Source organism: Streptomyces sp. NPDC041814 (assembly GCF_055590565.1).
In genome coordinates this window covers 36,714-59,894 of record NZ_JBVJAM010000019.1, presented here as the reverse complement: position 1 = coordinate 59,894, position 23,181 = coordinate 36,714, and the positions used below count along the sequence as shown (strand labels likewise).

The window sequence follows — 23,181 nt, the reverse complement described above, 5'->3', positions numbered from 1 at the left end:
CCTTGCATTCAACTTCAAAAGCCACGTTCCGAGTTATGCGCGCTCTCTTGTCAACTGACGAACGGTCTCCTAGTGTCCCGCGTCAAGCACCGCGTGGGACCGCTCCCATCACTCCCATCCCCCCATCCATTCGTCCAAGCAATGGAGTTGTGATGACCGACACGCCGCACAAGCCGAGCCGCAGGCGCATACTCGGTGCCGCGCTGGCCGTCCCGCCCGCGCTGATGCTGGGCGCACAGACCGCGCGGGCCGCCTCCTGGGGCGCACCCGTCACCGTCAACGCCTGGAACAAGATCAACGGAAGGTGGACCGCCAACAACGAGCTGGAGACGTACAGGCCGGACTGCGTCTGGTACGAGGGCGACACGCTGATCATCAAGGCGTACAACGCCGGAGGCGGCGTCTACTACTCGGGCCGCGTCGAGTCGACGGCGCTGTACGGGTACGGCACGTACAGGTTCACCGCGAGCATGCCCAACGGCCGGGGGCTGCTGCCCGCCGTGTGGGCCGCGTACCTCAACCCCTGGCTGCCGGAGTTCGACGCGGCCGAGATCGTGGGGCAGAACCCGAACGTCGTCTACCAGACCAACCACGACGTCAACAACGCCCAGCAGCAGTTCTCCCGGACCAACTCGGCGGGCTGGACCAACGCCTTCCACACCTACTCGTTCAGCTGGTTCCCCGACCACATCGACTACGCGGTGGACGGCGTCATCTCGGGCACCACCTGGTACACCTCACCGCCCGGGACCGGTATGCACTTCATCGCCAACATCGCGGTCGGCGGCGACTGGCCGGGCAACCCGGACGCCTCCACCTGGGCCACCGCCGACGGCGCCCGCTACCTCAAGCTCTCCTCCGTCACCCACACCCCGTACTACCCCTGACGGGCGCGCGGGAGTCCGCACGGCCCCGCGATCCGTGGACGCGCCGCCCCCGACGATCTAGCGTCGGGGGCGGCAACCGCAGCACGGCACCGGAACACGGGGAGATCATGACCAACGGCGACCACACCTCCACCGACGACGCCCAGGCGCCCGTCACCTTCATCACCGGCGGGTCCAGCGGGATCGGCGCGGAGAGCGTACGCAGGCTCCTCGGCCTCGGGCACCGGGTCGCGGCGACCGGGCGCAGCGCCAAGAAGCTGGCGGTGCTGGCCGCGGAGGCGGACGCGGGCGAGCGGCTGCTCACGTTCGAGGGCGACGCGGGGGACTGGGAGCACGTGTCAGCGGCGGTCGAGGAGACCGTGCGCACCTTCGGCCGGCTCGACCACGCCATCGCCAACGCCGGGTACTCGGCGGACGCCCACGTCGAGACCGGCGACCCCGAGCAGTGGCGCGGCATGGTCCTGACGAACGTGCTGGGTCCGGCCCTGCTGGTCCGGGCGGCGCTTCCGGCGCTCAAGGAGTCCCGGGGCCGGATCGTGCTCATCGGCAGCGTGGCCGGGTACAAGAACACCCCCGGCAACCTCTACTCGATGACCAAGTGGGCGGTGACCGGTCTCGCGGAGAACGTGCGCATGCTGACCACGGGGTACGGCGTCGGCACGACCCTGATCGCACCGGGCCGGGTGCTCACGCCGTTCTGGGACGAGCGCCCCGGCGGTGCGGCGGCGGCCGGTCCGATGATCACCGCCGAGCAGCTGGTGGACACCCTCCTCTGGGCGATCTCGCAGCCGCGCGGAGTCGACGTGAACACGCTGGTGGTCCGGCCGATCGGCCAGTCGAACTGAGCGGATTCATTCCAACGGCAGTTGCGGAGGTGCGCCCGCGGCCCGCTGCGGCAGGATCGACCGGAGACCGACTCACGAAGGAGGTCACGCGATGCCGGAGCTCATTCCGCGATTCGCCCGGATCGCCCTGGTGTCCGCGCACACGGGGCCGCTCGCGCAACCGGACGGACCCGGTCTCGGCGGACAGCACGTCCACGTGGCGCAGCTGGCCGCGTGCCTGGCGGGGCGCGGGCACGACGTCACCCTCTACACCCGCCGTGACCGGCCGGACCGCCCGACCCTGGTGCGCACCGCGTCCGGCGTGAAGGTCGTCCATGTCCCCGCCGGGCCGCCCGCGCCGGTGCCGAAGGACGAACTGCTCACGTGGATGCCGGAGTTCGGCGCCTATCTGGCCAGGATCTTTCGGCTCAACCGGCCCCACGTCGTCCACGCGCACTTCTGGACCTCCGGCACGGCCGCCCTGGCCGGGGCCCGTGGCGCGGGTGTCCCCGTCGTGCAGACCTTCCACTCGCTCGGAACGACGGAACGACGTCACGGGCGCGGCGAGGACGCCGGTCCGCCCGAGCGTGCCGACATCGAGGCGCGGATCGGCCGCGAGGTCCACCGTATTTTCGCGAGCTGCGCGGACGAGGTGAACGAACTGGCGGCCCTCGGCGTCCCCAGGGCTCGGATCAGTGTCGTGCCCTGGGGCGTCGACACGGGGCACTACGCGCCGGTGCCCCTCGCCGACCGGCCGCCCGGTGCCGCCCTCCGGCTGCTGTCCGTCGGACGGCTCGACCCCGGGCAGGGGCTCGACCGGGCCGTCAGGGCGCTCGCCGGCATCCCCGGTGCCGAACTGCTCGTCGCGGGGGGACCGGACGCACAGCTCCTGTTCGCGGACCCGGAGGCCGAGCGACTGCGCCGGGCCGCCGTCCGGTACGGGGTGGCCGAGCGGGTGCGGCTGCTGGGCCATGTGCCGCGGGCCCTGATGCCGCACCTCATGTCCAGCGCGGACCTGCTCGTCTCCCTTCCCCGCCACACGTCGTCCGCCCTCGTCCCCATCGAGGCGATGGCCTGCGGTACGCCGGTCGTGGCCACGGCCGTCGGCGGGCAGCTGGACGTGGTCGTCGACGGTGTCACAGGGACGCTCGTGCCGCCGGGCGAGGACGAGGCGCACGACTTCGCCGCGACGGTCCGGGGGTTGCTCGGGGGCCCCGCCCGGCTGGCTCGTTACGGGGCCGCCGCCCGTGAGCACGCGCTCGCGCGGTTCGCGTGGGACAAGGTGACGGACGGCGTCTGCCACGTCTACGAGGACCTTGCCCGCACCTCCCGGTTCCGGGAGACGGGCCCGCTGAGCCCGGCCTGATCCCGGGCGCGGGAACGGGTGCCTACGTCGGCCGGACGGCCTCCTGGAGCGCCTGCCTTCGTACCTCCTCACAGCACTGGGCGATCAGCCGGGAGACGTGCATCTGCGAGATGCCGAGCGTCTCGGCGATCCGGTCCTGCGTCATGTCGCGGAAGAACCGCAGGTAGAGGATGGTGCGCTCGCGCTCCGGGAGGCTGCGCAGCCCGGGCTTCACGGCCTCGCGGTCGACCGCGACGTCCAGGGCGTGGTCGCACAGCCCCAGCGTATCGGCGAGGCAGGAGCCGTCCTTGGCCCTGGGCATCTCCGCGTCCAGCGACAGCGTCCGGTAGCTGTCCAGGGCTTCCAGGCCGGCCCGGACGTCCTCGACGCGGAGCCCGGTCACGGCCGCGATCTCCGCCTCGGTCGGCTGCCGTCCGCCCAGCGTCTGGGCGAGGTCGCGGCGGGCCACCCGGACCTGGTTGCGCAGGTCCTGGACCCGGCGCGGCACATGGACGTCCCAGGTGTGGTCCCGGAAGTGGCGCTTCAGCTCGCCCACCACGGTGGGAACGGCGTACGTCTCGAACGCCTTGCCGCGACCGGGGTCGTACCGGTCCACCGCCTTGACGAGGCCGATCGCCGCCACCTGGCGCAGATCGTCCAGCGGTTCACCGCGGTCGCGGAAGCGCGAGGCCAGCCGGTGGGCCATGGGGAGCCAGGCGCAGACGGTCGCGCGGCGCAGTTCGTCCTTCTCGGGGCCGTCGGGCAAGGCCCGCAGACGGTGGAAGGCCGCCGCTGTCCCGACGGGCCTGTCCTGGTCTGGTGCGGGCGCTGTCTGTCGGGCACCGGCCATGGTGTTCACTCCTCGGCGTCGCCTGTCAGGACCGCCGTGGGAGCCTCCGCCGGACAGGGGGCACCCGGAGCGGAGCTCCCACGGGCGCGCCTCTTGTCCGAAGCACCCCTGGCACATTCCCTCCCGAATCGGGATCAAACATGCCGTGGCCCCGGTCAGCGGTCCGAGACCGTGAAGAGCGCGCCCTCCGGATCGCGGAGCACGAACGCGGTTCCCGGCACACCTTCCACCGGCGTCGCCTCGCCCCCCGCCGCCACCGCGTCCTCCGCCGTCCGCCGGCTGTCGGGCACCAGATGGTCCACGATCCAGCGCGCCCGCACCCGGGGGTCCGCGGCGTTCTCCACCCCGCCGCCACGGAGGGTCACCACGGTGTGCCCGCCCGCCCGTACGATGACGCGGTCATCCGCGTAATCGACGGCGCACCGGCTCCGCGGCTTCGCCCAGCCGAAGACCTCCGCGTAGAAGATGGCCGCCTCGAAGACGTGGCGCGACTGGAGATCCACCCTGGCCGGAGCACGCGGCCCGTCGGCCCAGACAGGTGCCGGACCCTCCCAGAAGCCGAAAACGGCGCCCTCCCGGTCGGCGGCGATCGCGGCCCGCCCCCCGCCCAGCGGCAACGGGCCCACAGCGAGCGTGGCACCGCGCTCCCGGATGCGGTCTGCCGTGGCGTCGGCCCCCGGCACGGCGAAGTAGGGAATCCAGGCCGGAGGCGGGCCGCCGCCCGGGCAGAGCCCGAGGCCGGCCACCGCCCTGCCGTGCGCACGCGCCAGGACGAAGTCGTCGCCGAGGCTGCTGTCGTGGAACTCCCAGCCCATCACCCGGCTGTAGAAGGCCCGTGCGGCACGGAGATCGTGGGTCGCGAGACTCACCCAGCAGGGCGCGCCCGCGACGGGCGTGTTCCAGTCCAGACTCGGCATACGGCGCTCCTTCGCCGGGGACCCTCTAGAACGATGCGCCCGCGCCCCGGCCCGCGCACGCGCTCACTCGGCCACCCGCACCCGATTCCGCACCGGGCGGCTGCCGGGGGACCCGGTCAGCTCGTCAGGACCTGCGGCGAGACGACCTTGATCATCGCGTTGGTCCAGCGCTGCTGGCGCAGGGTCTGCGGGTGGCAGCGCTCGGCCAGGCCGAGCAGGTCCTGATCGCGGGCGGCCTGGGCGGTCTGGGCCAGCAGCTCCCAGTCCACGGACACGGCGGCAGCTTTCAGATACGTGTCGCGCAGGTCCCGCAGGAGCAGCAGCCCGGTCTCGGGACGCCGCCCCACGAGCTCGCCGCCCTTCTCCCGCAGCCACGCCGCGGCCGGGGACTCCTCCTTGGGCTCCGGGGAGAGGTCCAGCCCGCGCCTTGCGGCCGCCTCCGCCAGCTCCCGTACGTGCTGCCGCGACCAGGCGGCCAGGTCGCGGGCGACGTGGTGCACCTCGTGGTCGGTCGCATGCGTGCTGGAGAGCCGCATCAGCCGCACCGCGAGGGCGTTCTCCCCGTGGTGGACCTCTTTGAGGACCAGGCCCAGTTTCATCGGATCTCCTCCGGGTGTGTGCGCGGCTCCTCGTCCGCCCCGCCCGCGCCCGCGACCGGGGCGGACGCCGTGGTGGTGGGCGCCGGGGCGGCGGAGCCGGAGGGGCCGAGGCGGCGCAGCCGGGCGGCCGCCGTCTTGAACAGCGGCTGCTTGGAGACCGGATCCCACTCGGTGGGCGTCAGCTCGTTGCCGGCCCGCCCGTCGCCCTTCGGTTCGAACCCGCCTTCGGTGTCCCAGTAGCCGTAGTGGAACGGCAGGAAGAGCACGCCGTCCCGGATACCGCTGACCCGCGCAGCCGCACGGACCGTGCCGCGCGGCGTCGCGACCTCCACCAGGTCGCCCTCCTCGATGCCGTACGAGGCAGCGTCACCGGCGGAGACCTCCACCCACACCTGGGGGGCGGCGGCCTGGAGCTGGGGCGCCCGCGCGGTCTTGGTCCGGGTGTGGAAGTGGTAGAGCGTCCGGCCGGTGATCAGGGAGAACGGATACTCCTCGCCGGGCGGCTCGTGCGGCGGCAGAAACTCGGCCGCCTTGATGACCGCCTTCCCCGACGGGTTCATCGCCCGGTACTCGGTCTCCTCCAGCGGCGCCCCGGTCACCAGATCGCGCCCGTAGCTCTCGCAGTAATCAGGGGCGCTCCAGAACGCGCCGTCCGCGTACAGCCGCTCCGTACCGTAGGGGTGCCGCTCGTTGCACGGCCACTGGATGCCGCTCCCGCCGCGCAGCTTCGCGTACGTGATGCCCGTGTAGTCGCACGGACGGCCCCGGCTGCACTCCTTCCAGCCCTCGAACGCGGCCTCCGGGCCGCTCCACGGCACCAGCGGGCCGCCGTCCTTGTCCCGCAGGCCCAGCCGGCGCGCGAAGTCGCAGAAGATGTCCAGGTCCGGCCTGGCCTGGCCGGGCGGCTCGACCGCCTTCTCCGACAGGTGCACCGTGCGGTCCGCGTTGGTGAAGGTGCCCGTCTTCTCGCCCCAGACCGCCGCCGGCAGGACCACGTCGGCGAGCTGCGCCGTCTCGGTCAGGAAGGCGTCCTGCACCACGAGGAACAGCCGCTCCTGCGCGAGCACCGAGCGGATGCGCCGCAGCTCAGGCAGCGACACCGCCGGGTTGGTGCCGCTGACCCACAGCATCCGGATGGATCCCTCCTCCACGTACCGGAACATCTGCATCGCGTGCGTGGGCGGACCGTAGTGCGGCACCTGGAGCGGGTCCAGGTTCCACAGGCGGGCCAGCTCCGCCATGTGCGCGTCGTTCTCCCAGTTGCGGAACCCCGGCATGTCGCCGTTGGCGCCGCACTCCCGGGTGTTCTGCGCGGTGGGCTGACCGTTCATCTGGAGGATGCCGCAGCCCGGTTTGCCGAGCATCCCGCGCACCAGGTGGAGGTTGTTGACCTGGACCGAGGCCGCGGTGGCCTGGTGGGACTGGTAGAAGCCCTGCAGGACCGTCGAGAGCAGCCGCTCGGCCGTGCCCAGCAGACGGGCCGCCTCCCGGATCCGTTCGGCCGGGACCCCGCAGATGCCCGCCACGTGTTCGGGCGTGTAGCCGTCCAGCCGCTGCTTCAGCTCGTCGAAGCCGACGACGTGGCGGTCCAGGTAGTCCCGGTCGGTCCAGCCGTTCTCCACGATCTCCCGCAGCAGGCCGTTCATCAGCGCCACGTTGGTCCCCGGCCGGGGCGCCAGATGCACGGTCGCCGCCCGCGCCACGGGGGTGGGGCGCGGGTCCACGCAGACCAGGGCGGGCGGGTTCGGTCCGGCCAGCCGGTCCAGCACGCGCGTCCACAGCACGGTCTGGGTCTCCGCCATGTTGTGCCCGAACAGTGCGATCGTGTCCGCGTGGTCGATGTCGGTGTACGAGCCGGGCTGGCCGTCGCTGCCGAACGACTCCTTCAGGGCCTCCGCCGCGGTCGAGGTGCACAGCCGGGTGTTGCCGTCCAGGTGGTTGGTGCCGATGCCGCCCCGGGCGATCAGCGTCAGCGTGTAGTACTCCTCCGCGAAGAGCTGGCCGGAGGTGTAGAACCCCACCGCCGACGGCCCCTGCTCATCCAGGAGTTCCTTCGTGCGCCGCACCACCCTGTCCATCGCGGTGTCCCAGTCGCTCTCGACGAGCCGGCCGCCCCCGTCGCGCACCAGCGGGCGGGTCAGCCGGTCGGGGGAGCCGTTGGCCTGCCAGCCGAAGAGGTCCTTCGGGTCGAGCCGGCCGTGGTTGACGCGGTCCTGGGCCCGGCCGCGCACTCCGACGATCCGGCCGTCCTTCACCGCGATGTCGAGCCCGTCCCCGTTGGAGTGCAGGATCGCCGCCGACTGCACCCACCGCTCGACCTGGTCCGGCGTCACCCCCTCGGCGAGCCGGGTGTCGACCCGTACGGGCCAGGGCTCCCCGGGACCGTACGGGGTGCGGGTGCCCCAGGGCCGGGCGATGCGGTCGGTGTGTGCCATGCGTGCTCCTCAGGTCCGGCCGGTGCGGGCGCCGCCGGCGGAGAGCGCCGAGCCGTCCTCGCCGGGTGTCAGGTCGTCCAGCAGCGCCTGGCAGCCGGCCACCAGGCTGCCGAGCGAGGCACCGGCGTCGGGGCCGGGCCCGCGCAGATGCCGTTTGGCCTCGACGAGGGCACGCCGCGCCTCGGCGAGACGGACCGCGCGCCGTTCCAGGCAGTCGTCGTCCGGCCCTTGCTCCATGACCGTCGCGTCGGCCGCGCAGACCTCCGACGCGGCGCACACGACGGGGCTCAGGGCCTCCAGGGAGGGGCCAGGGGGGCGCGGCAGTCCGCGCCGCTCCGAGGCGGTCTCCCAGAGCGTGAGCGTCAGGGTCAGCAGCCGGTTCACCACCTGCGCCCAGACCACGTCCCAGCGCTCGGAGGGCGACGGGGTGCTGCGGCGCATCCGGTGCCCGGGGTTGAAGCGGAAGCTCTCGGTCGCCCACCCGCGCGCCGCGCGCAGGTCCGAGAGGGCCCCGGGCAGTTCCCCGGCGGCCCGGTGCCAGCGCTCCGCCCGCTCCTCGTCGTACTCCCCGGCCATGCCCTCTCCCAGCTCGCGCAGCAGCCGGGAACACTCGCGGGGCAGCGCGCAGGCCAGGATCCTCACGTGCAGCGAGTGCACCGGCGGCAGGACGACCGCGTTCACCGCGACCCCGACGACGGCGCCCACCACCGTTTCCAGCAGCCTGTGACCCACGGCGGGCAGCGAGTAGGTCCCGTAGGCCAGGACGAACAGGGCGGTGGTGGGCGCGTACAGGCCCTGCTCGCCGACCGGCAGCCAGTTGCCGAGGAGCACGGTGAGCGGCAGGGCGATGAGCATGGCCGCCATGGTGTTCCCGGTGACCGCCGCGGCGCCCGCCGCGAGCAAGGTACCGGAGGCCATCATGGCGAGCAGTTCGACCGCCGAGCGCAGCGACCGGTAGACCGTCCCCTGCACGAGCGCGACGGCGGCCCAGGGGGCCATCAGCGCCATCGGCGCCTCCAGCCACCACCCCGTGAGCGCCCACGCGAGGGCGGCAGCGGCGGCGGCCTTCAGCGACTGCACCAGCTGACACCGGTCGGGGAAGCGCACGTCGGGGGTCAGTGCCCCCGGCCGCACCCGTGCGGCCGGCACCCGCCGGCCGGCGGTCTTCCCGGATCCCAGCACCGACAACCCTCCCTCCGCAGGGCCGAAAGGGCGGCCGCGAGGTCAGCCCTCCCGCCCCTGGTCCTCCTCCGCGTCCGTGGTGTGCACGGCGGCCTCCTCGGCCGAGGCCGCGCCGCCGTCGATGCCCACGTCGTCGGCGTAGACGTCGGTCCGGCGGCCCGGCACGTCGTCCGCCGCGCTCAGCCGGCCCGAGCGGGTCCCGCCCTCCTCCGGCTCCAGCGGTTCGCCTTCGCCGTCGTCCAGGTCCCCGATGCCGTCGCCGTCCGGCGGCTCGACGTCCTCCACCTCCTGGGCCAGGCGCTGGTCGAGGGATTCGCCGCGGCGTTCCTCCTCGCCCGTCGTCCCGTACTTGTCGACGGCGAGGGGGCGCTCGGGGGGCGAGTAGCCCTCATCCATCTGGTCGTCCAGACCGCGCTCACCGAGCGCGTTCTCCAGATCGAGGTCGTCGTTCGGCGGGTCCTGTCCGTCGCCCTGCGGCTGGTAGACGTCGTCGCCACGTGCCTCTGTCGGCATGATTCGTCCTTCCGTCGGAGGCGTCACGGATGCCGGGCGGCTGCGGGGCAGCCGCCCTTCGCATCCTGCGCGTGCCCTGCCGGGCACGGGGAAAACACACCTTTTGTCACCCTATGGGTGCGGCCGGTCCGCGTCCTCCTGGGCCTCTTCGTTCGGGGTCAGCGCATCGCCGGCCTCGCTGTCCCCGCCGTGCCGCTCACCCTGGTCCGCCACGCCGGTCCCGGCCTCCTCCGCTTCCCGGACGACCTCCTCGGCGGCGGTCCTGGGCGGCTCCTCGTGCTCTCGGTCCCGGTGGTTCATGCGTCTCCTCGTATCGATGCCTTCCGCGGCGTACCTCCGCGCGTGCCCTGGACCTGGCCCGCTACGCGCGCCGGCCCGGGGCGGTGTCAGAGCGCGGGCGTGAAGCGGTCCCAGGCGCGGTGACCCGCCAGGAGTTCCGCGACGCCGTCCAGCACCGTGGACGCGGCCCCGCCCGCCACGATGCCCGGGGCGTCCGAAGCCAGGCCGGCCTTCTCCAGCACCGCCGTTCCGTCGCCGCAGGCCCCGATGGCCTTACCGTGCCGGAACGCCTCGGTGACCAGCAGCAGGACGCGCGGGTCCACCCCGGTGGCCGTGGCCGCGTCGTCGGTCTTCGCGTCCCGGGCCCCGTAGGCGTCGGGGGCGGGGACGGGTGCTCCCGCCAGCACGATGGCGTCGAACTCGATCGACCGGGCCGTGGTGAAGGTGCGCTGCACGGTGACCGGGTCGCTGCCGGAGCCCAGCTTTCCGCCGGAGGGCGCGATCACCAACGGGACCATCCCGGCGTCGAGGACGGCGCCGCGTGCCTCGCGCACGGCGTCCAGACCGTTCTCCCCGTCGGTGACGATGCCGACGACGCGGCCGTCGACCGGCCAGGTCTGGCCCAGCTGGGACAGGGCGGGACTGGGCTCGGGCGAGGCCAGGTCCTCGGTCGCCCCGGGCACCGGCAGCCCCAGTCCCTCGGCGACGTGCGCGCACAGCTCGGGGTCGATGTTGGCCAGCACCTTGAGGCCCCGCTCCTTGACGGCCTGGTCCCAGCACTTGCCGAGCTCGAAGGTGTACGCGGCCGTGATGTGCTCCCGCTCCGTGGGCGTCATGCTCAGCCAGAACAGCCGGGCCTGGCTGAAGTGGTCGTCGAACGAAGCCGCCGCGTCCCGCACCTTCCGGGCCGCCGGGACCTCGACGGGCACCTCGATGTAGGCGCCCGTGTCCGCGCCGGCGGTGAACGGGCAGCCACCGTCCAGGGAGTTGGGCCGGTACGGCGCCACGCCCCGGTGCACGGCCGTCTGGTGCATCCCGTCACGCAGCATGTCGTTGACGGGCGCGTGCGTCCGGTTGATCGGCAGCTGCGCGAAGTTCGGGCCGCCGAGCCGGGTGATCTGGGTGTCGATGTACGAGAAGAGGCGCCCCTGCATCAGCGCGTCGTTGGTGACGTCGATGCCGGGCACCAGGTGGCCGACGTGGAAGGCGACCTGCTCCGTCTCGGCGAAGTAGTTCGACGGGTTGGCGTTCAGCGTCATCAGCCCGATCGGGCGGACCGGCGCCAGCTCCTCCGGCACGATCTTCGTCGGGTCGAGCAGGTCGATGCCCTCGAACATCTGGTCCTCGGTGTCCGGGAACGTCTGCACCCCCAGCTCCCACTGGGGGAAGGCACCCGCCTCGATCGCGTCGGCCAGATCCCGGCGGTGGAAGTCCGGGTCCATGCCCGCGGTGATCTGGGCCTCCTCCCACACCTGCGAGTGCACGCCCAGCTTCGGCTTCCAGTGGAACTTCACCAGCGTGGTCGCGCCCTCGGCGTTGACCAGCCGGAAGGTGTGGACGCCGAAGCCCTCCATCATCCGGTACGAACGCGGGATGCCCCGGTCCGACATGTTCCACAGGGTGTGGTGGGTCGCCTCGGTGTGCAGGGTGACGAAGTCCCAGAACGTGTCGTGGGCGCTCTGCGCCTGCGGGATCTCCCGGTCCGGGTGCGGCTTCCCCGCGTGGATGATGTCGGGGAACTTGATCGCGTCCTGGATGAAGAACACCGGCATGTTGTTGCCGACCAGGTCGAACACACCCTCGTCGGTGTAGAACTTCGTCGCGAAGCCCCGGGTGTCGCGCACCGTGTCGGCGGAACCGCGCGAGCCGAGCACGGTCGAGAAGCGCACGAAGACCGGCGTCTCGGCGCCCTCGGCGAGGAACGCGGCCTTCGTGATGCCCGCCGCCGCGCCGTACGCGCGGAAGACACCGTGGGCGGCGGCACCGCGGGCGTGCACCACCCGCTCCGGGATGCGCTCGTGGTCGAAGTGGGTGATCTTCTCCCGCAGATGGTGGTCCTGAAGCAGCACCGGACCCCGGGGGCCCGCCTTCAGCGAGTGGTCGGTGTCGTACAGCCGGGCACCCTGCGCGGTGGTGAGGTGGGCGCCGCCCTGGGCCACCTTGTCCTGACCGGCACCGGTCGGCTGCCCGGTGGGGCTCACGGTCTCGGGGCCGCGCTGGTCGTGCTTGGGCGGCAGCGGGCCGCGCGGCTTCGTGGGCTCGTCCACCTGGGCGGGCTCGGGAGAGGGCGCGCCGGGGATCTCGTTGCCGGAGCTGACGGCGTCCTGGACCTTTCCGGCGATCTTCTCCGCGGCAGCCGACACCGGGTTCTTCTTCTCGCTCACTGGATTCCAATCTCGTGGGGGGGGAGGGGCAGTGCCGTGCGCGGAGTGTCCGGCACGCGCTGGGGACGGCATCGCCCGACCACGCGTACCCCCCGCTCCGCGACCGGACACATCGGTTGAGCCATCCGCTCCGGTGTCCCGTTCCAACGGGCGACACACCGCCGTCCGGCCGTCCTGGCGCCGTGCCGGCTGCCGCAGCCGCTCTGCGGTTGCGCCGCGCCCGCTGAACTGGGCTGCGAGTACGCTGACTTCGTACACGCGAGCGACATGGGGGGCACGGTGCACGACAGAGCCACGGACGGCCAGGTCATTCCTTCGGTGGCCGGGCGGCCCTGGTGGGCGGCCAACGAACTGATCGCGTTCCTCCTTGAGGTGGCGGCGCTGGCCTGCCTCTTCTGGTGGGGGTTCTCCTTGGCCGGCGCCCTGGCGGTCGGACTGTTCACCGGCTCCGCCGTCGTCGTCGCGGCCGTCGTGCTGTGGGCACTGTTCGCCGCGCCGCGCGCCCGGTTCCGCCCTCCGCTCGCAGGAGTCCTGGCGGTCAAGGCCCTGGTGCTCGGCGGGGGAGCCCTCGCGCTGTACGGGGTCGGGCACCCGGCCGCCGCGGCAGTCCTGGGTGCCGTCGCCGTGATCAATACGGGCCTGGCGGAGACCTTCCGGCGCGGGCCGGCCCCCGCCGCCTGACCGGAGGCCCGGCGTACCGGGCGGTTTCCGGCGGGCGCGGCCGGGCAGCCGACCCGTGAAGTCGGTAGCGTGGACATAACGACGACGACCGGGCGCCCCAGGGACCGAGGCCCGCGGAAGCACCACCGGCGCGTCCGCACCGGTTCCTGCCCGCCGCCCGGGAAGGGACGGCCGCACATGTGCCGATGGCTGGCCTATTCCGGCACGAGTGTCGTGCTCAGCGATCTCCTCTACAAACCGGAGCACTCGCTCATCGACCAGAGCCTGCACTCCACCATGGGCGTGGAGACGACCAACGGGGACGGATTCGGGGTCGGCTGGTACGGACCCGAGCAGGAGATGCCCGCGGTCATCCGCGACACCGGACCCGCCTGGAACAACCGCAATCTGCGGGAGATCGCGAGCCACATCCGCTCCCCGCTGTTCTTCGCGCATGTGCGGGCGTCCACGGGGACGGCCATCCAGGAGACCAACTGCCACCCCTTCCGGCACGGCCGCTGGATGTGGATGCACAACGGCGCGATCGCCGACTTCCACCGGCTGCGGCGCGATCTCTCCCTGGCGCTCGACCCGGCGCTGTTCTCGGCCCTGGAGGGGTCCACGGACTCCGAGGTGATGTTCTACCTCGCGCTGACCTTCGGGCTCGACCAGGACGTGCCGGGTGCCGTGGCCAGGATGGCCGGGCTGATCGAACGCGTGGGCCGCGACGAAGGGGTGGAGAACCCCCTCCAGATGACCGTCGCGGTGTCCGACGGCGAACGGCTCTGGTCGTTCCGCTATTCGAGTCTCGGCAAGTCCCGCTCGCTGTTCTACAGCAGCAAGGCCGAGACCGTGCGCGCCCTGCACCCCGACTCGGACTTCCTGAGGGGCGTCTCCGACAGCACCCGCCTGGTGGTGTCGGAACCGCTGGGCGGGCTGCCCGGCGTGTGGAAAGAGGTGCCGGAGAGCAGTTACGGGGTCGTGCAGCCGGGCGAGGACGAGTTCCGGCCGTTCACGCCCGAACCCGTGTGAAGGCCGCCCGTACGGATCGCCGGGCGGCCTTCGTACCGGGGAGCCTCAGCCGCCGAGCGCGGCGTCGACCTCCTTCAGGAAGGGGTCCAGGTCGCCCGGGTTGCGCGAGGTGATGAGCTTCCAGCCGCCGGACTCGTCCGTCACGACCGGCTCGTCCACCCAGTCCCCGCCCGCATTGCTCACGTCGGTCCGCAACGAGGCGTACGAGGTGAGCCGCTTGCCCTTGACGCTGCCGGTCTCCACCAGCACCCACGGTCCGTGGCAGATGGCCGCGACGGGGCGCCCGGAGCCGGTGAACGACCGCACGATGTCACAGGCCGGGCCCTGCAGCCGCAGGGTGTCCGCGTTCAGGGTGCCGCCCGGCACGAGCAGCAGGTCGTAGCCGGCCGGGTCGACCTCGTCCAGCGTCAGGTCGGGGGTCACGGACGTGCCGGGGTCCTTGTCGCCGACCAGCGTCTCGATGGCGTCCTTCTTCAGAGCCGCGACATCGACCCGCACACCGCGCTCGCGCAGATGGCCGAGCGGTACGACGAGTTCGTCCTGCTCCACGCCGTAGTTGGTGACGATGGCCAGCACCTTGCGCTTGCTGCCGTTGTCGCTCATCTTCTGCCGTCCTTCCGTCCTACGGGGAACACGCCCGGTGACGTGGCTTCCGGGTCGCAGCCTCTGGGTTCCCCGCACGGACGCGCTCATTCATGTAGCGCCATCGGCGGCGGGCCCACATGGTGGGAGAGGGCCCCGGCAGACAAAGGAGGACAGACATCATGGCCGGTCAGAGGGGCGGGCCCGGACTTCCCCGGGCCCGTGGCGAGCTTTCGGCGGCGGTCGTCGCCCATCTCCGGGGGAGCGGCCCCCTGCCCGCGCCGCCCCTGGCGGAAGCGGCCGAGCCCTACGGCGAGGACCTCCAGCTCGCTCTGTACGTCTGTTACGAGCTCCACTACCGGGGCTTCGACGGCGTGGACCCGGCCCGGGAATGGGACCCCGCGCTGCTGGCGGTCAGGGCGGCCCTGGAACGCCGCTTCGAAACCGCGCTGCGCCGGGACGTCCCGCCCGGGGCCGCTCTGGACGACACCCTGGACGCGCTGCTCGTCGAGCCGGTCGACGGCACGGGCGTGTCGCACTTCCTCCAGGAACACGCCACGCCGGAGCGGCTGCGGGCCTACGCCGTCCAGCGCTCCCTGTACCACCTGAAGGAGGCCGACCCGCACGCCTGGGTGCTGCCCCGGCTCAGCGGGCGTGCCAAGGCGGGGATGGCGGCGATCGAGTACGACGAGTTCGGCGCCGGCCGCGCCGACCGCGTCCACGCCCGGCTCTTCGCCGACCTCATGGCGGACCTGGGCCTGGAGACGGCGTACGGCCACTATCTGGACGAGGGTCACGCCGAGATGCTGGCGCTCGTCAACCTCATGTCCCTGTGCGGCCTGCACCGGCGGCTGCGCGGCGCCCTGGTCGGCCACTTCGCCGCCGTGGAGATCACCTCGTCGCCCGCCTCACGTCGCCTCGCCCTCGCCATGAAGCGGGCGGGCGCCGGAGCCGCCGCCGAGTTCTTCTACACCGAACACGTGGAGGCGGACGCCGTCCACGAGCAGGTGGTGCGGCACGACGTCGTACGCGGGCTGCTGGACGAGGAACCCGGCCTGGAGCCGGACATCGTCTTCGGAATCGACGCCACCGGCTTCCTGGAGGACCGCCTCGGCGACCGGCTCCTGAGGGACTGGGGCGCCGCTGCGGGGTGATGCCACGTCGTGCCACACAGCCGAATACACCACGCCCTCCAACTGACGGGACAGCCCTCAGGCTCCGTCCGCCAGCACATCGCCCAGCAGCCGGCGCAGCTCACGCGTGCTGCCCCGGCCCCTCGCCCGTACGATCTGCGCCGCGACGGCGCTCAGCTTGCGGTTCGTGCGCTGCGAGAGCACGCGCAGGACGTCGAACGCCCGGTCCGGGGCGCAGTCCAGCAGGTGCGTCACGATGCCGATGGCCTGGTCGATCACGGCTCGCGACACCATCGCCGTCCGCAGCTGCTCCGCCTCCGCCGCCGCTCCCTTGCGGGCATGCTCGCGGAGAAGCCCGCCGACCGTCTCCTCGGCCAGCATCCCGACCGCCTCCCGGGCCCCCGTCGTCGGCCGCCACGGGCGGAACGCGTACAGGGTCACCGTCGCCGTGACCCCCTCCGCCGTGGCCGGCACCGCCGTACAGGCGCGCAGACCCCGTTCCAGCGCCGCCACCCGGAAGCGCGGCCACCGCGCGTCGGCGACCAGATCGACCGTCTCGACGGGGCGCAGGGAGCGAGTGGCCTCGACGCAGGGGCCCTCGCCGTAGTCCTCCTGGAGCGCGGCCAGGACCGCGAGATCCGGGTGGGTGGAAGAGCTGCGGCTTTCCCCGCCGCGGCACCGCAGAAACACCGTCGCGCCCCGGCACCCGTCCGAGCAGCGCATCGCCCGCACACCGAGCCGGACGAGCCACGGCGCCACGGCCGCGTCGTCGGTCACCGCATCCATCGGCCGCGTCACCCTCAGCCTCCCTGGAAACTCCCGGCCCCCACCGTGAACGGAACGGGACCCGCCGCGCCGCTCGGTGCCGGGGCACCGGTGATCGGTTAGCTTCGTCGTATGGACGGGCCACCGGCGGGCGAGAGCGGCTTTCAGGCCCTCGTCGCCCGCGCACGGGAACTGCGCGCGGCCCGGGACCATCCTCCCGCCGAATACCCGGTTCTGCTCGATGCGGCCCTCGCGGAGCTGGACCACGCCATCGAGGCCCTGCGCCTGGCGGAGGACCCACCGGGGCCGCAGCGGACACCGGGCGCGAAGGCGGCGCCGTACCCGTTCAAGGCCATCTTCGACCACCTGCCGTGGCCCGTCGTCCTGACCGACGGGCAGACGGTGGTGCGCCGCCTCAACCGGGCCGCCGCCGACCTGACCGGGCTCCATCCGGGGCACGCCGCAGGCCGCCCCCTCGTCGCGCTCCTGCGCCCCGCCGACCGGGCCGCCCTCCGCGCCCACGCGGCGGCCGTGGCCGACGGCGGGGGCGGCCGCAGCCTCCCGGTCCGCCTCCCCGGGCTGCCGGACGGGCCCCTGTACGCCACGCTCACCGGCATCGACGCGCCGGACGGACGGGGGCGGGACGTGCTCGTGGTGCTCGCACCGGCACCGGCACCGGCACCGGGCCCCAGCCCCGCCGGCCGCGCCGCCGACCGGGCCGAGCCCTCGGCGGTCGTACGCCATGCCGAGCTCACCGTCCTTCTGGACCGCACGGCCCGGGCGCTCCTGGACCGCGAGCCCTCAGCGGCCGCCCTCGTCACCGTCACGGGGCTCCTGCGCGACGGCCTCGCGGACTGGGCGCTGCTCGACCTGGGGCTCCCGGGCGAGCCGGTCCGGATCGCGGTCCACGGCCCTCCGGCACCGGACGACGCGGGGCTGGAGAAGGCGTTCCTCCGGCAGGACCCGCGCGCGTGCCCCGTGTCCGTCGAGGTCATGGCCTCCGGCGCGACGGCGGTGGAACAGCTGACCGACGACCTGGACCGGCTGGGGGCGGACGAGGACGGGGCCCCGCTCCTGGCCCGGGCCGATGTCACCGCCCTGCTCTCCGTGGCGCTGACCGCGCCCGGCGGCACGACGGCGCTGGGGGCGCTGACGCTGCTCCGGGGCGCGGCCGGGCCGCCGTTCTCGCTGCTGGAGGCCGGCGCCGCGGAGATCGCGGCGGGGCACATGGCCCTGGTGGTGCGGCGCGGCGGCGTGCGCTGAGCGGCGGGTGTGGCGGTCCGGTGCGGAGAAAGGCCTGCGGGTCACGGGTGCCCGCGCCATGAGGTGGCATACGGCGGAGTGGGGGAGGGTGGAAAGCGCCTCGGCGCGAGAGGAGCCGCCCCCGGCCGATCGAGCATGGAGGACATGATGGTGCGAACGGTGGGTGTCGAGGAGGAGCTGCTGCTCGTCGACGAGCAGGGTGGCGAGCCGAGGGCGCTGTCGACGGCCGTCCTGGCCCTGGCCGAACGACGCGCCGAGGGCGACTCGGCCTTCGAAGCGGAGCTGCACCGCCAGCAGCTGGAGTTCGCCACGGAGCCACGCGCGGACATGCGGGAACTCGCGGACGAGATCCTGCGCTGGCGGGCGGAGGCGGCCCGCAGCGCCGCCGAGGCCGGGGGAGCGGTCGCCGCGCTCGCCACCTCCCCACTGCCCGTCAGCCCGTCCATCGGCGAGGGCGAACGCTACCGCTGGCTGGCCGACAGGTTCGGGCTGACCACGCAGGAGCAGCTGACCTGCGGATGCCATGTGCACGTCTCCGTGGATTCGGACGAGGAGGGCGTCGCGGTCCTGGACCGCATGCGGCCGTGGCTCGCGGTGCTGCTCGCGCTCAGCACCAACTCGCCCTTCTGGCAGGGCCAGGACACCGCGTACAGCAGCTACCGCAGCCGGGTCTGGGGCCGCTGGCCCTCGGCCGGGCCGATGGAACTGTTCGGCTCCGCGCGCCGTTACCACGACGAGGTCGAAGCCCTCGTCGGCACGGGCGTCCTGCGCGACAAGGGCATGATCTACTTCGACGCCCGGCTCTCGCACCGCTATCCCACCGTCGAGGTCAGGGTCGCCGACGTCTGTCTCGACCCCGCCGACGCCGTGCTGCTCGCCACGCTGGTGCGCGGCCTGGTCGAAACGGCGTCCCGGGCCTGGCGGGCGGGCGAGGCGCCGGAGCCGTACGGGGTGGGCCTGCTGCGCATGGCCGCCTGGCAGGCCGGCCGCTCGGGCCTGGAGGGCGAACTGCTGCACCCCGCCTCCATGCGCCCCGCCCCCGCGCCGGCCGTGGTGCACGCCCTGCTCGCCCATGTGCGCGACGCGTTGGAGGACACCGGGGACCTGGCCGCGGCGGAGACGGGGATCGAGCAGGTGCTCAAGCGGGGCACCGGGGCGCGTATCCAGCGCGACGCGCTCGCCCGTACGGGCAGCCTCCGCGACGCGGTCGCGGAATGCGTCGGCCGCACTCGCGGCTGAGGCGCGCGAGGTGCCGGGCGCCTCAGCCGTCCGCGCAGACCCGTACGGTGTGCAGCCGCGGGTCCGCCGGGTCCGGCAGGTTCATCCCCGCCTCCAGGCCGGTCAGGAGGTAGCGCAGCACCGGCTCCGTCAGCCGCTCGCCGGGCAGCACCACCGGGATGCCCGGGGGATACGGCGTGATCATCTCGGCGGCGACGCGCCCCACGGCCTGCTCCACCGGAACATCCTCGACCGCGTGGAAGTAGGCGTCGCGCGGCAGCCTCGCCTGCTCCATCCGCAGCTCCGCCGGGGCCGGAACCGCCACCTCGGGCCCCCGGGGCAGTGAGGGGGCGTGCCGGGCGAAGTCGCGCAGCGCCGTCAGCAGCCGCCGCGCCGTCCCGGTGTCGTCGGCATGGGTCAGCTGGGCGCTGACGCGCCGGTGGTCCATCAGATGCGCGTCCACGTGGTGGTGTTCGCGCAGCCAGTCCGCGGCCAGATAGCCGGAGACACCGAGGTCCGCGATGTCGATCACCACCGGCAGCGGGTCGAACGCGGAGCCGGCACCCGGACCGCAGAAGTCGTCGGCGTCGTTGACGTGCATTCCGTCGATCGACTCGATCTCCTCACGGACCGACGCGGCGAGGGTGAGGGCGTGCGACATCAGCCTGTGCCCCTCCAGCACCATCTGGCGCCGCCAGCCGTCCATGCCCGCGTACAGCAGGACGGAAGGGCTCGTCGTACCCAGCAGATCGGCCCGGGAAGCCAGCGTGTCGTGGTCGATGAGGCCGCCCCGCAAATGGAACACCGACCCCTGCTCCAGACCGCTGCCCATCTTGTGGATGCTGGTCACGCAGACGTCGGCACCGGCGTCCATCGCCCAGGTCGGCAGGTCCGGATGGAACGGCAGATGCGCGCCCCACGCCTCGTCCACGACGAGCGGGCGGGAGCGCCGGTGACACACGTCGGCGATGGCCCGCAGGTCCGCCGCCACCCCGTACGGCGTGGGGCTGGTGACCAGGGCGCCCTTCGCGTCCGGGTGCTCCGCGAAGGCCCGTTCGTACGCCTCCGGGGACGGCGGGTGCGCGAGACGGCGTTCGGTGTCCCACTGGGGTTCGACCCACACCGGCCGGATGCCCGAGAGGATGAGCCCGGAGATCACCGCCTTGTGCGCGTCCCGCCCGACCAGCAGTTTCTGGCCGTGCGCGGCGACGCTCAGCATCGCCGCCTTGACCGACAGGGAGCTGCCGCACGTCGAGAAGAACGCGTGCTCCGCGTGCACGGCGTCGGCCATCAGGGCCTCGGCGCGCTGCAGCACCCCGGACTTCATCCGCCGGTCGTCGAGCCCGCCGCTCGCCAGCACGTCGCCGAGGAACACGGCGTCGCCCAGCACGGCCCTGACCTTCGGATCCGCGCCCCGGGCCTGCTTGTGGCCGGGGGGCGAGAGCCCCAGCTCGTCCCGCTGCCGGTAGGCGGCCAGAGCGTCGAGAACGGGTGCTTCCTGATGATTCTTCGGCATATCCGCCGCCTTCCCGTGCTCCGCCCCGTCAATCCGTACGACCTGTCCGCCCTAGGGCAGTGGCGTGCCGCCGGTCGCGTTCAGGACTTCCCCGGTGATGTAACTCGCGTTGCCGGAGGCGAGGAACACGTATGCCGGAGCCATCTCGGCGGGCTGCGCGGGCCGCCCCAGCGGGCTCTGCTTCCCGAACTCCCGGGTGTCCGACAGCGTCGCCGGGATGAGTGGCGTCCACACCGGTCCGGGCGCCACGGCGTTGACGCGGATGCCGTCGGACGCCAGCATCTGCGCGAGCCCCTGGGTGAACGTGACGATGGCGCCCTTGGTCATGGCGTAGTCCAGCAGACTCGGACTCGGCTTGTACGCCTGCACCGACGTGGTGTTGATGATCGACCCGCCGGCCGGGATGTGCGGCAGGGCCATCTTGCACAGCCAGAACATCCCGTACAGATTGGTGCGCAGCACGCGGTCGAACTGTTCCGTGGAGATCGCGGAGATCCCGTCGGGCTGTGACATCTGGTACGCGGCGTTGTTGACGAGTACGTCGATGCGGCCGAACTCCTGCACCGCGCTGCCGATCAGCGCCCGGCACTGCTTCTCGTCCCGGATGTCGCACGCCTCGGTCAGCGCCTGCCGGCCCGCCTCCTCGACCAGCCTGGCCGTCTCCCGGGCCTCGTCCTCCTCAGTGTCGAGGTGGGTGATCAGCACATCCGCCCCCTCGCGGGCGAAGGCCAGCGCGACGGCACGGCCGATGCCGGAGTCGCCCCCGGTCACGACGGCCTTGCGGTCCTTCAGGAGCCCGTGGCCCCTGTAGGAGTCCTCGCCGTGGTCGGGCGGCGGGTCCATGGGCCCCGTCCAGCCGGGGTACTCCTGCTTCTGCTGCGGGAAGTCGGGCCCGGGGAAACGCTCGGTGGGATCCTGGCCGGGTGTGCTCATGGGGTTCTTCCTCCTAGCCGGTCGTAGGACAGGACCGGGTCCCCCTGCGCAGCGGAGCAGGAGGGACAGGGTGCTGTCGGCCATGCACTCTCCGTGCAGCGGTACGAGGGATGCGCGCGGCGGCGGGCGGGTCCGTCGGGGCCCCGCCGTCGATCCTGGGCGCACCGGGACCGGCGCGCGACTCGGAGTCCGCTGGACGGCGCTGCGGCTGTGGTCCCAACCGGCAGCGCCTGCTCCCGCGTACGCCGGGAGCCTGGCCAGGCGGGTACCCGTACCGCCTGGGGACATGCGGGACCGGCCGGGGTGTTTTCGTACTCCTCGACCCGCCGCCGCCCCGTTTGAATCGGGCATTCCGGTTGAACCCGGATTACGTGGGAACCCGTCGCACGGAACGGCCGTGCGGGCACGCCCCGCGGGGCGAACCGGGAGGTAGCGAGGAGTTATGGGAAGGCATGCGGAAATCGTCCGCGCCCTGGCCATGAGGGCGAAGGCGGCGAAGCTCAAGTCGGACGGCTCCGCGCTGGGCGACGAAAGCCTGAAGGCGGAGGGGCGCCGGCGGGAGGCCGCCGGACGGACAGCCCAGGCCGAGGCGAAGGCGGCCCGGCGCGAGGCCCGCCACTGACCGGCGGCGCGGCCGTCACCCGACAGCGAGGAGACCACCCATGCGTGCACTGACCTGGCAAGGAAAGCGAGACGTCCGTGTCGAGACCGTTCCCGACCCGGTCATCCAGGACCCGACCGACATCATCATCCGGGTCACCTCCACGGGCATCTGCGGATCGGACCTCCATCTGTACGAAGTGCTCGGCCCGTACCTCGATCCCGGCGACATCCTGGGCCACGAGCCGATGGGCGTCGTGGAGGTGACGGGCCCCGAGGTGACCGCCGTGTCGCGCGGGGACCGGGTCGTCGTCCCGTTCAACGTCTCCTGCGGCACCTGCTTCATGTGCGGTGAGGGCCTGCACTCGCAGTGCGAGACGACGCAGGTCCGGGAGTACGGCACCGGCGCCGCGCTCTTCGGGTACACCAAGCTGTACGGGCAGGTGCCCGGCGGGCAGGCCGAGCTGCTGAGGGTGCCCTTCGGCAACACCCTGCCCATCAAGGTCCCCGAAGGCCCGCCGGACGACCGGTTCGTCTACCTGTCCGACGTGCTGCCCACCGCCTGGCAGGCCGTCGAGTACGCCGCGATCCCGCCCGGCGGCAGCGTCACCGTCCTCGGCCTCGGCCCGATCGGCGACATGGCCGCCCGCATCGCCCTGCACCGGGGCGCCGGCCTGGTCATCGGCGTCGACCTGGTCCCCGAACGCCTCGCCCGCTCCGCCGCGCGCGGTGTCCAGACCCTCGACCTGAGCCGCTACGGCAAGGACCTGCCGGCCGCGGTCCGGGACCTCACCGGCGGCCGGGGCACCGACGCGGTCATCGACGCCGTCGGCATGGAGGCCCACGCCACCGGGGCGCCGATCGGCAAGGCCGGCCAGTGGGCGACCGGGCTGCTGCCGGACGCGGCCGCCCGCAAGCTCATGGAACGCGCCGGCATCGACCGCCTCACCGCCCTCCTCACCGCCATCGACGCGGTACGCCGGGGCGGCACCGTCTCCATCTCGGGCGTCTACGGGGGCTCCGTCGATCCGCTGCCCCTGCTCACCATGTTCGACAAGCAGATCCAGCTCCGGATGGGCCAGGCGAACGTCAGGCACTGGGTGCCCGACATCCTGCCGCTGCTCGTGGACGAGGACCCGCTGGGCGTGGACGGCTTCGCGACGCACCACCTGCCGCTGGAGGACGGCCCGAAGGCGTACGAGACCTTCCAGGCGAAGGCCGACGGCATGGTCAAGACGCTGCTGCGTCCCTGACACCGCGACGC

Annotated in this window: 22 protein-coding genes; 10 read left to right on the top strand and 12 right to left on the bottom strand. The window is 73.0% G+C overall.

Translation table 11 applies throughout. The annotated features are described in order from the left end of the window. Nucleotides 1-152 precede the first annotated feature (152 nt). The 3 genes from ACZ6C6_RS33660 to ACZ6C6_RS33650 all read left to right on the top strand — a co-directional run bounded on the left by ACZ6C6_RS33660 (nt 153) and on the right by ACZ6C6_RS33650 (nt 3,077). A complete protein-coding gene (locus ACZ6C6_RS33660; protein WP_469208474.1) occupies nt 153-887 on the top strand; it encodes a glycoside hydrolase family 16 protein in 735 nt (244 codons plus the stop codon). A gap of 107 nt (nt 888-994) precedes the next feature. Next, a complete protein-coding gene (locus ACZ6C6_RS33655; protein WP_469208472.1) occupies nt 995-1,732 on the top strand; it encodes an SDR family oxidoreductase in 738 nt (245 codons plus the stop codon). 91 nt (nt 1,733-1,823) lie between these two features. Further along, nucleotides 1,824-3,077, top strand: coding sequence for a glycosyltransferase (locus ACZ6C6_RS33650; RefSeq protein ID WP_469208471.1), 1,254 nt, complete (start codon nt 1,824-1,826; stop codon nt 3,075-3,077). A gap of 22 nt (nt 3,078-3,099) precedes the next feature. Here ACZ6C6_RS33650 and ACZ6C6_RS33645 read toward each other — a convergent pair whose 3' ends face one another. From ACZ6C6_RS33645 to ACZ6C6_RS33610, 8 genes are all read right to left on the bottom strand, one after another. Continuing rightward, a complete protein-coding gene (locus tag ACZ6C6_RS33645) occupies nt 3,100-3,906 on the bottom strand; it encodes a SigB/SigF/SigG family RNA polymerase sigma factor (RefSeq protein ID WP_469208469.1) in 807 nt (268 codons plus the stop codon). Between the two features lie 155 nt (nt 3,907-4,061). Further along, nucleotides 4,062-4,823 carry a VOC family protein gene (locus ACZ6C6_RS33640; RefSeq protein WP_469208467.1) on the bottom strand — a complete coding sequence of 254 codons (762 nt, stop codon included), beginning with the start codon at nt 4,821-4,823 and terminating at the stop codon, nt 4,062-4,064. A 116-nt stretch (nt 4,824-4,939) separates the two neighbouring features. Continuing rightward, nucleotides 4,940-5,422 carry a hypothetical protein gene (locus tag ACZ6C6_RS33635; RefSeq protein WP_469208465.1) on the bottom strand — a complete coding sequence of 161 codons (483 nt, stop codon included), beginning with the start codon at nt 5,420-5,422 and terminating at the stop codon, nt 4,940-4,942. Next, nucleotides 5,419-7,857, bottom strand: a complete 2,439-nt coding sequence (locus ACZ6C6_RS33630) for a molybdopterin oxidoreductase family protein (RefSeq protein ID WP_469208464.1) — start codon at nt 7,855-7,857, stop codon at nt 5,419-5,421. Before ACZ6C6_RS33630 ends, ACZ6C6_RS33635 begins: the two co-directional genes overlap by 4 nt. A gap of 9 nt (nt 7,858-7,866) precedes the next feature. Further along, nucleotides 7,867-9,039, bottom strand: a complete 1,173-nt coding sequence (locus ACZ6C6_RS33625) for an aromatic acid exporter family protein (RefSeq protein WP_469208462.1) — start codon at nt 9,037-9,039, stop codon at nt 7,867-7,869. 42 nt (nt 9,040-9,081) lie between these two features. Next, complete coding sequence (locus tag ACZ6C6_RS33620) at nt 9,082-9,552, bottom strand: DUF5709 domain-containing protein (protein WP_469208460.1); 471 nt, start codon at nt 9,550-9,552, stop codon at nt 9,082-9,084. 111 nt (nt 9,553-9,663) lie between these two features. Beyond that, complete coding sequence (locus tag ACZ6C6_RS33615) at nt 9,664-9,852, bottom strand: hypothetical protein (protein ID WP_469208459.1); 189 nt, start codon at nt 9,850-9,852, stop codon at nt 9,664-9,666. Nucleotides 9,853-9,938: 86 nt separating this feature from the next. After that, complete coding sequence (locus ACZ6C6_RS33610) at nt 9,939-12,215, bottom strand: catalase (RefSeq protein WP_469208457.1); 2,277 nt, start codon at nt 12,213-12,215, stop codon at nt 9,939-9,941. Nucleotides 12,216-12,533: 318 nt separating this feature from the next. Here ACZ6C6_RS33610 and ACZ6C6_RS33605 point away from each other — a divergent pair, with 318 nt between their 5' ends. Then, complete coding sequence (locus ACZ6C6_RS33605; protein ID WP_469208530.1) at nt 12,534-12,896, top strand: YrdB family protein; 363 nt, start codon at nt 12,534-12,536, stop codon at nt 12,894-12,896. A gap of 177 nt (nt 12,897-13,073) precedes the next feature. Continuing rightward, the gene (locus ACZ6C6_RS33600) at nt 13,074-13,907 is read left to right on the top strand and encodes a class II glutamine amidotransferase (protein ID WP_469208455.1); all 834 of its coding nucleotides are present in this window, start codon (nt 13,074-13,076) and stop codon (nt 13,905-13,907) included. Nucleotides 13,908-13,952: 45 nt separating this feature from the next. Here ACZ6C6_RS33600 and ACZ6C6_RS33595 read toward each other — a convergent pair whose 3' ends face one another. Then, on the bottom strand, nt 13,953-14,510 hold the full coding sequence (locus ACZ6C6_RS33595; RefSeq protein WP_469208453.1) for a type 1 glutamine amidotransferase domain-containing protein: 558 nt from the start codon (nt 14,508-14,510) through the stop codon (nt 13,953-13,955). A gap of 161 nt (nt 14,511-14,671) precedes the next feature. Here ACZ6C6_RS33595 and ACZ6C6_RS33590 point away from each other — a divergent pair, with 161 nt between their 5' ends. Continuing rightward, nucleotides 14,672-15,643, top strand: a complete 972-nt coding sequence (locus ACZ6C6_RS33590) for an iron-containing redox enzyme family protein (RefSeq protein WP_469208451.1) — start codon at nt 14,672-14,674, stop codon at nt 15,641-15,643. Nucleotides 15,644-15,700: 57 nt separating this feature from the next. On the opposite strand, the gene ACZ6C6_RS33585 is transcribed toward ACZ6C6_RS33590, so the two are convergent. Next, nucleotides 15,701-16,408, bottom strand: a complete 708-nt coding sequence (locus ACZ6C6_RS33585; RefSeq protein ID WP_469208449.1) for a GAF and ANTAR domain-containing protein — start codon at nt 16,406-16,408, stop codon at nt 15,701-15,703. A gap of 111 nt (nt 16,409-16,519) precedes the next feature. On the opposite strand from ACZ6C6_RS33585, the gene ACZ6C6_RS33580 reads away from it, so the two are divergent. Together ACZ6C6_RS33580 and ACZ6C6_RS33575 are read left to right on the top strand one after the other, a co-directional pair. Next, on the top strand, nt 16,520-17,650 hold the full coding sequence (locus ACZ6C6_RS33580) for a PAS domain-containing protein (protein ID WP_469208448.1): 1,131 nt from the start codon (nt 16,520-16,522) through the stop codon (nt 17,648-17,650). A gap of 147 nt (nt 17,651-17,797) precedes the next feature. Next, on the top strand, nt 17,798-18,889 hold the full coding sequence (locus ACZ6C6_RS33575; RefSeq protein WP_469208529.1) for a glutamate--cysteine ligase: 1,092 nt from the start codon (nt 17,798-17,800) through the stop codon (nt 18,887-18,889). Nucleotides 18,890-18,911: 22 nt separating this feature from the next. Here the strand turns inward: ACZ6C6_RS33575 and ACZ6C6_RS33570 are convergent, their stop codons facing one another. Both ACZ6C6_RS33570 and ACZ6C6_RS33565 read right to left on the bottom strand, forming a co-directional pair. After that, nucleotides 18,912-20,384 carry an aminotransferase class I/II-fold pyridoxal phosphate-dependent enzyme gene (locus ACZ6C6_RS33570; protein ID WP_469208446.1) on the bottom strand — a complete coding sequence of 491 codons (1,473 nt, stop codon included), beginning with the start codon at nt 20,382-20,384 and terminating at the stop codon, nt 18,912-18,914. A gap of 51 nt (nt 20,385-20,435) precedes the next feature. Continuing rightward, nucleotides 20,436-21,317, bottom strand: a complete 882-nt coding sequence (locus tag ACZ6C6_RS33565; RefSeq protein WP_469208444.1) for an SDR family oxidoreductase — start codon at nt 21,315-21,317, stop codon at nt 20,436-20,438. 442 nt (nt 21,318-21,759) lie between these two features. Between ACZ6C6_RS33565 and ACZ6C6_RS33560 the strand changes: the two genes are divergently transcribed. Together ACZ6C6_RS33560 and ACZ6C6_RS33555 are read left to right on the top strand one after the other, a co-directional pair. Beyond that, nucleotides 21,760-21,939 carry a hypothetical protein gene (locus ACZ6C6_RS33560; protein ID WP_469208442.1) on the top strand — a complete coding sequence of 60 codons (180 nt, stop codon included), beginning with the start codon at nt 21,760-21,762 and terminating at the stop codon, nt 21,937-21,939. A 40-nt stretch (nt 21,940-21,979) separates the two neighbouring features. Beyond that, nucleotides 21,980-23,170: an alcohol dehydrogenase catalytic domain-containing protein gene (locus ACZ6C6_RS33555; protein WP_469208440.1), complete on the top strand. Its 1,191-nt coding sequence runs from the start codon at nt 21,980-21,982 to the stop codon at nt 23,168-23,170. Nucleotides 23,171-23,181 lie beyond the last annotated feature (11 nt).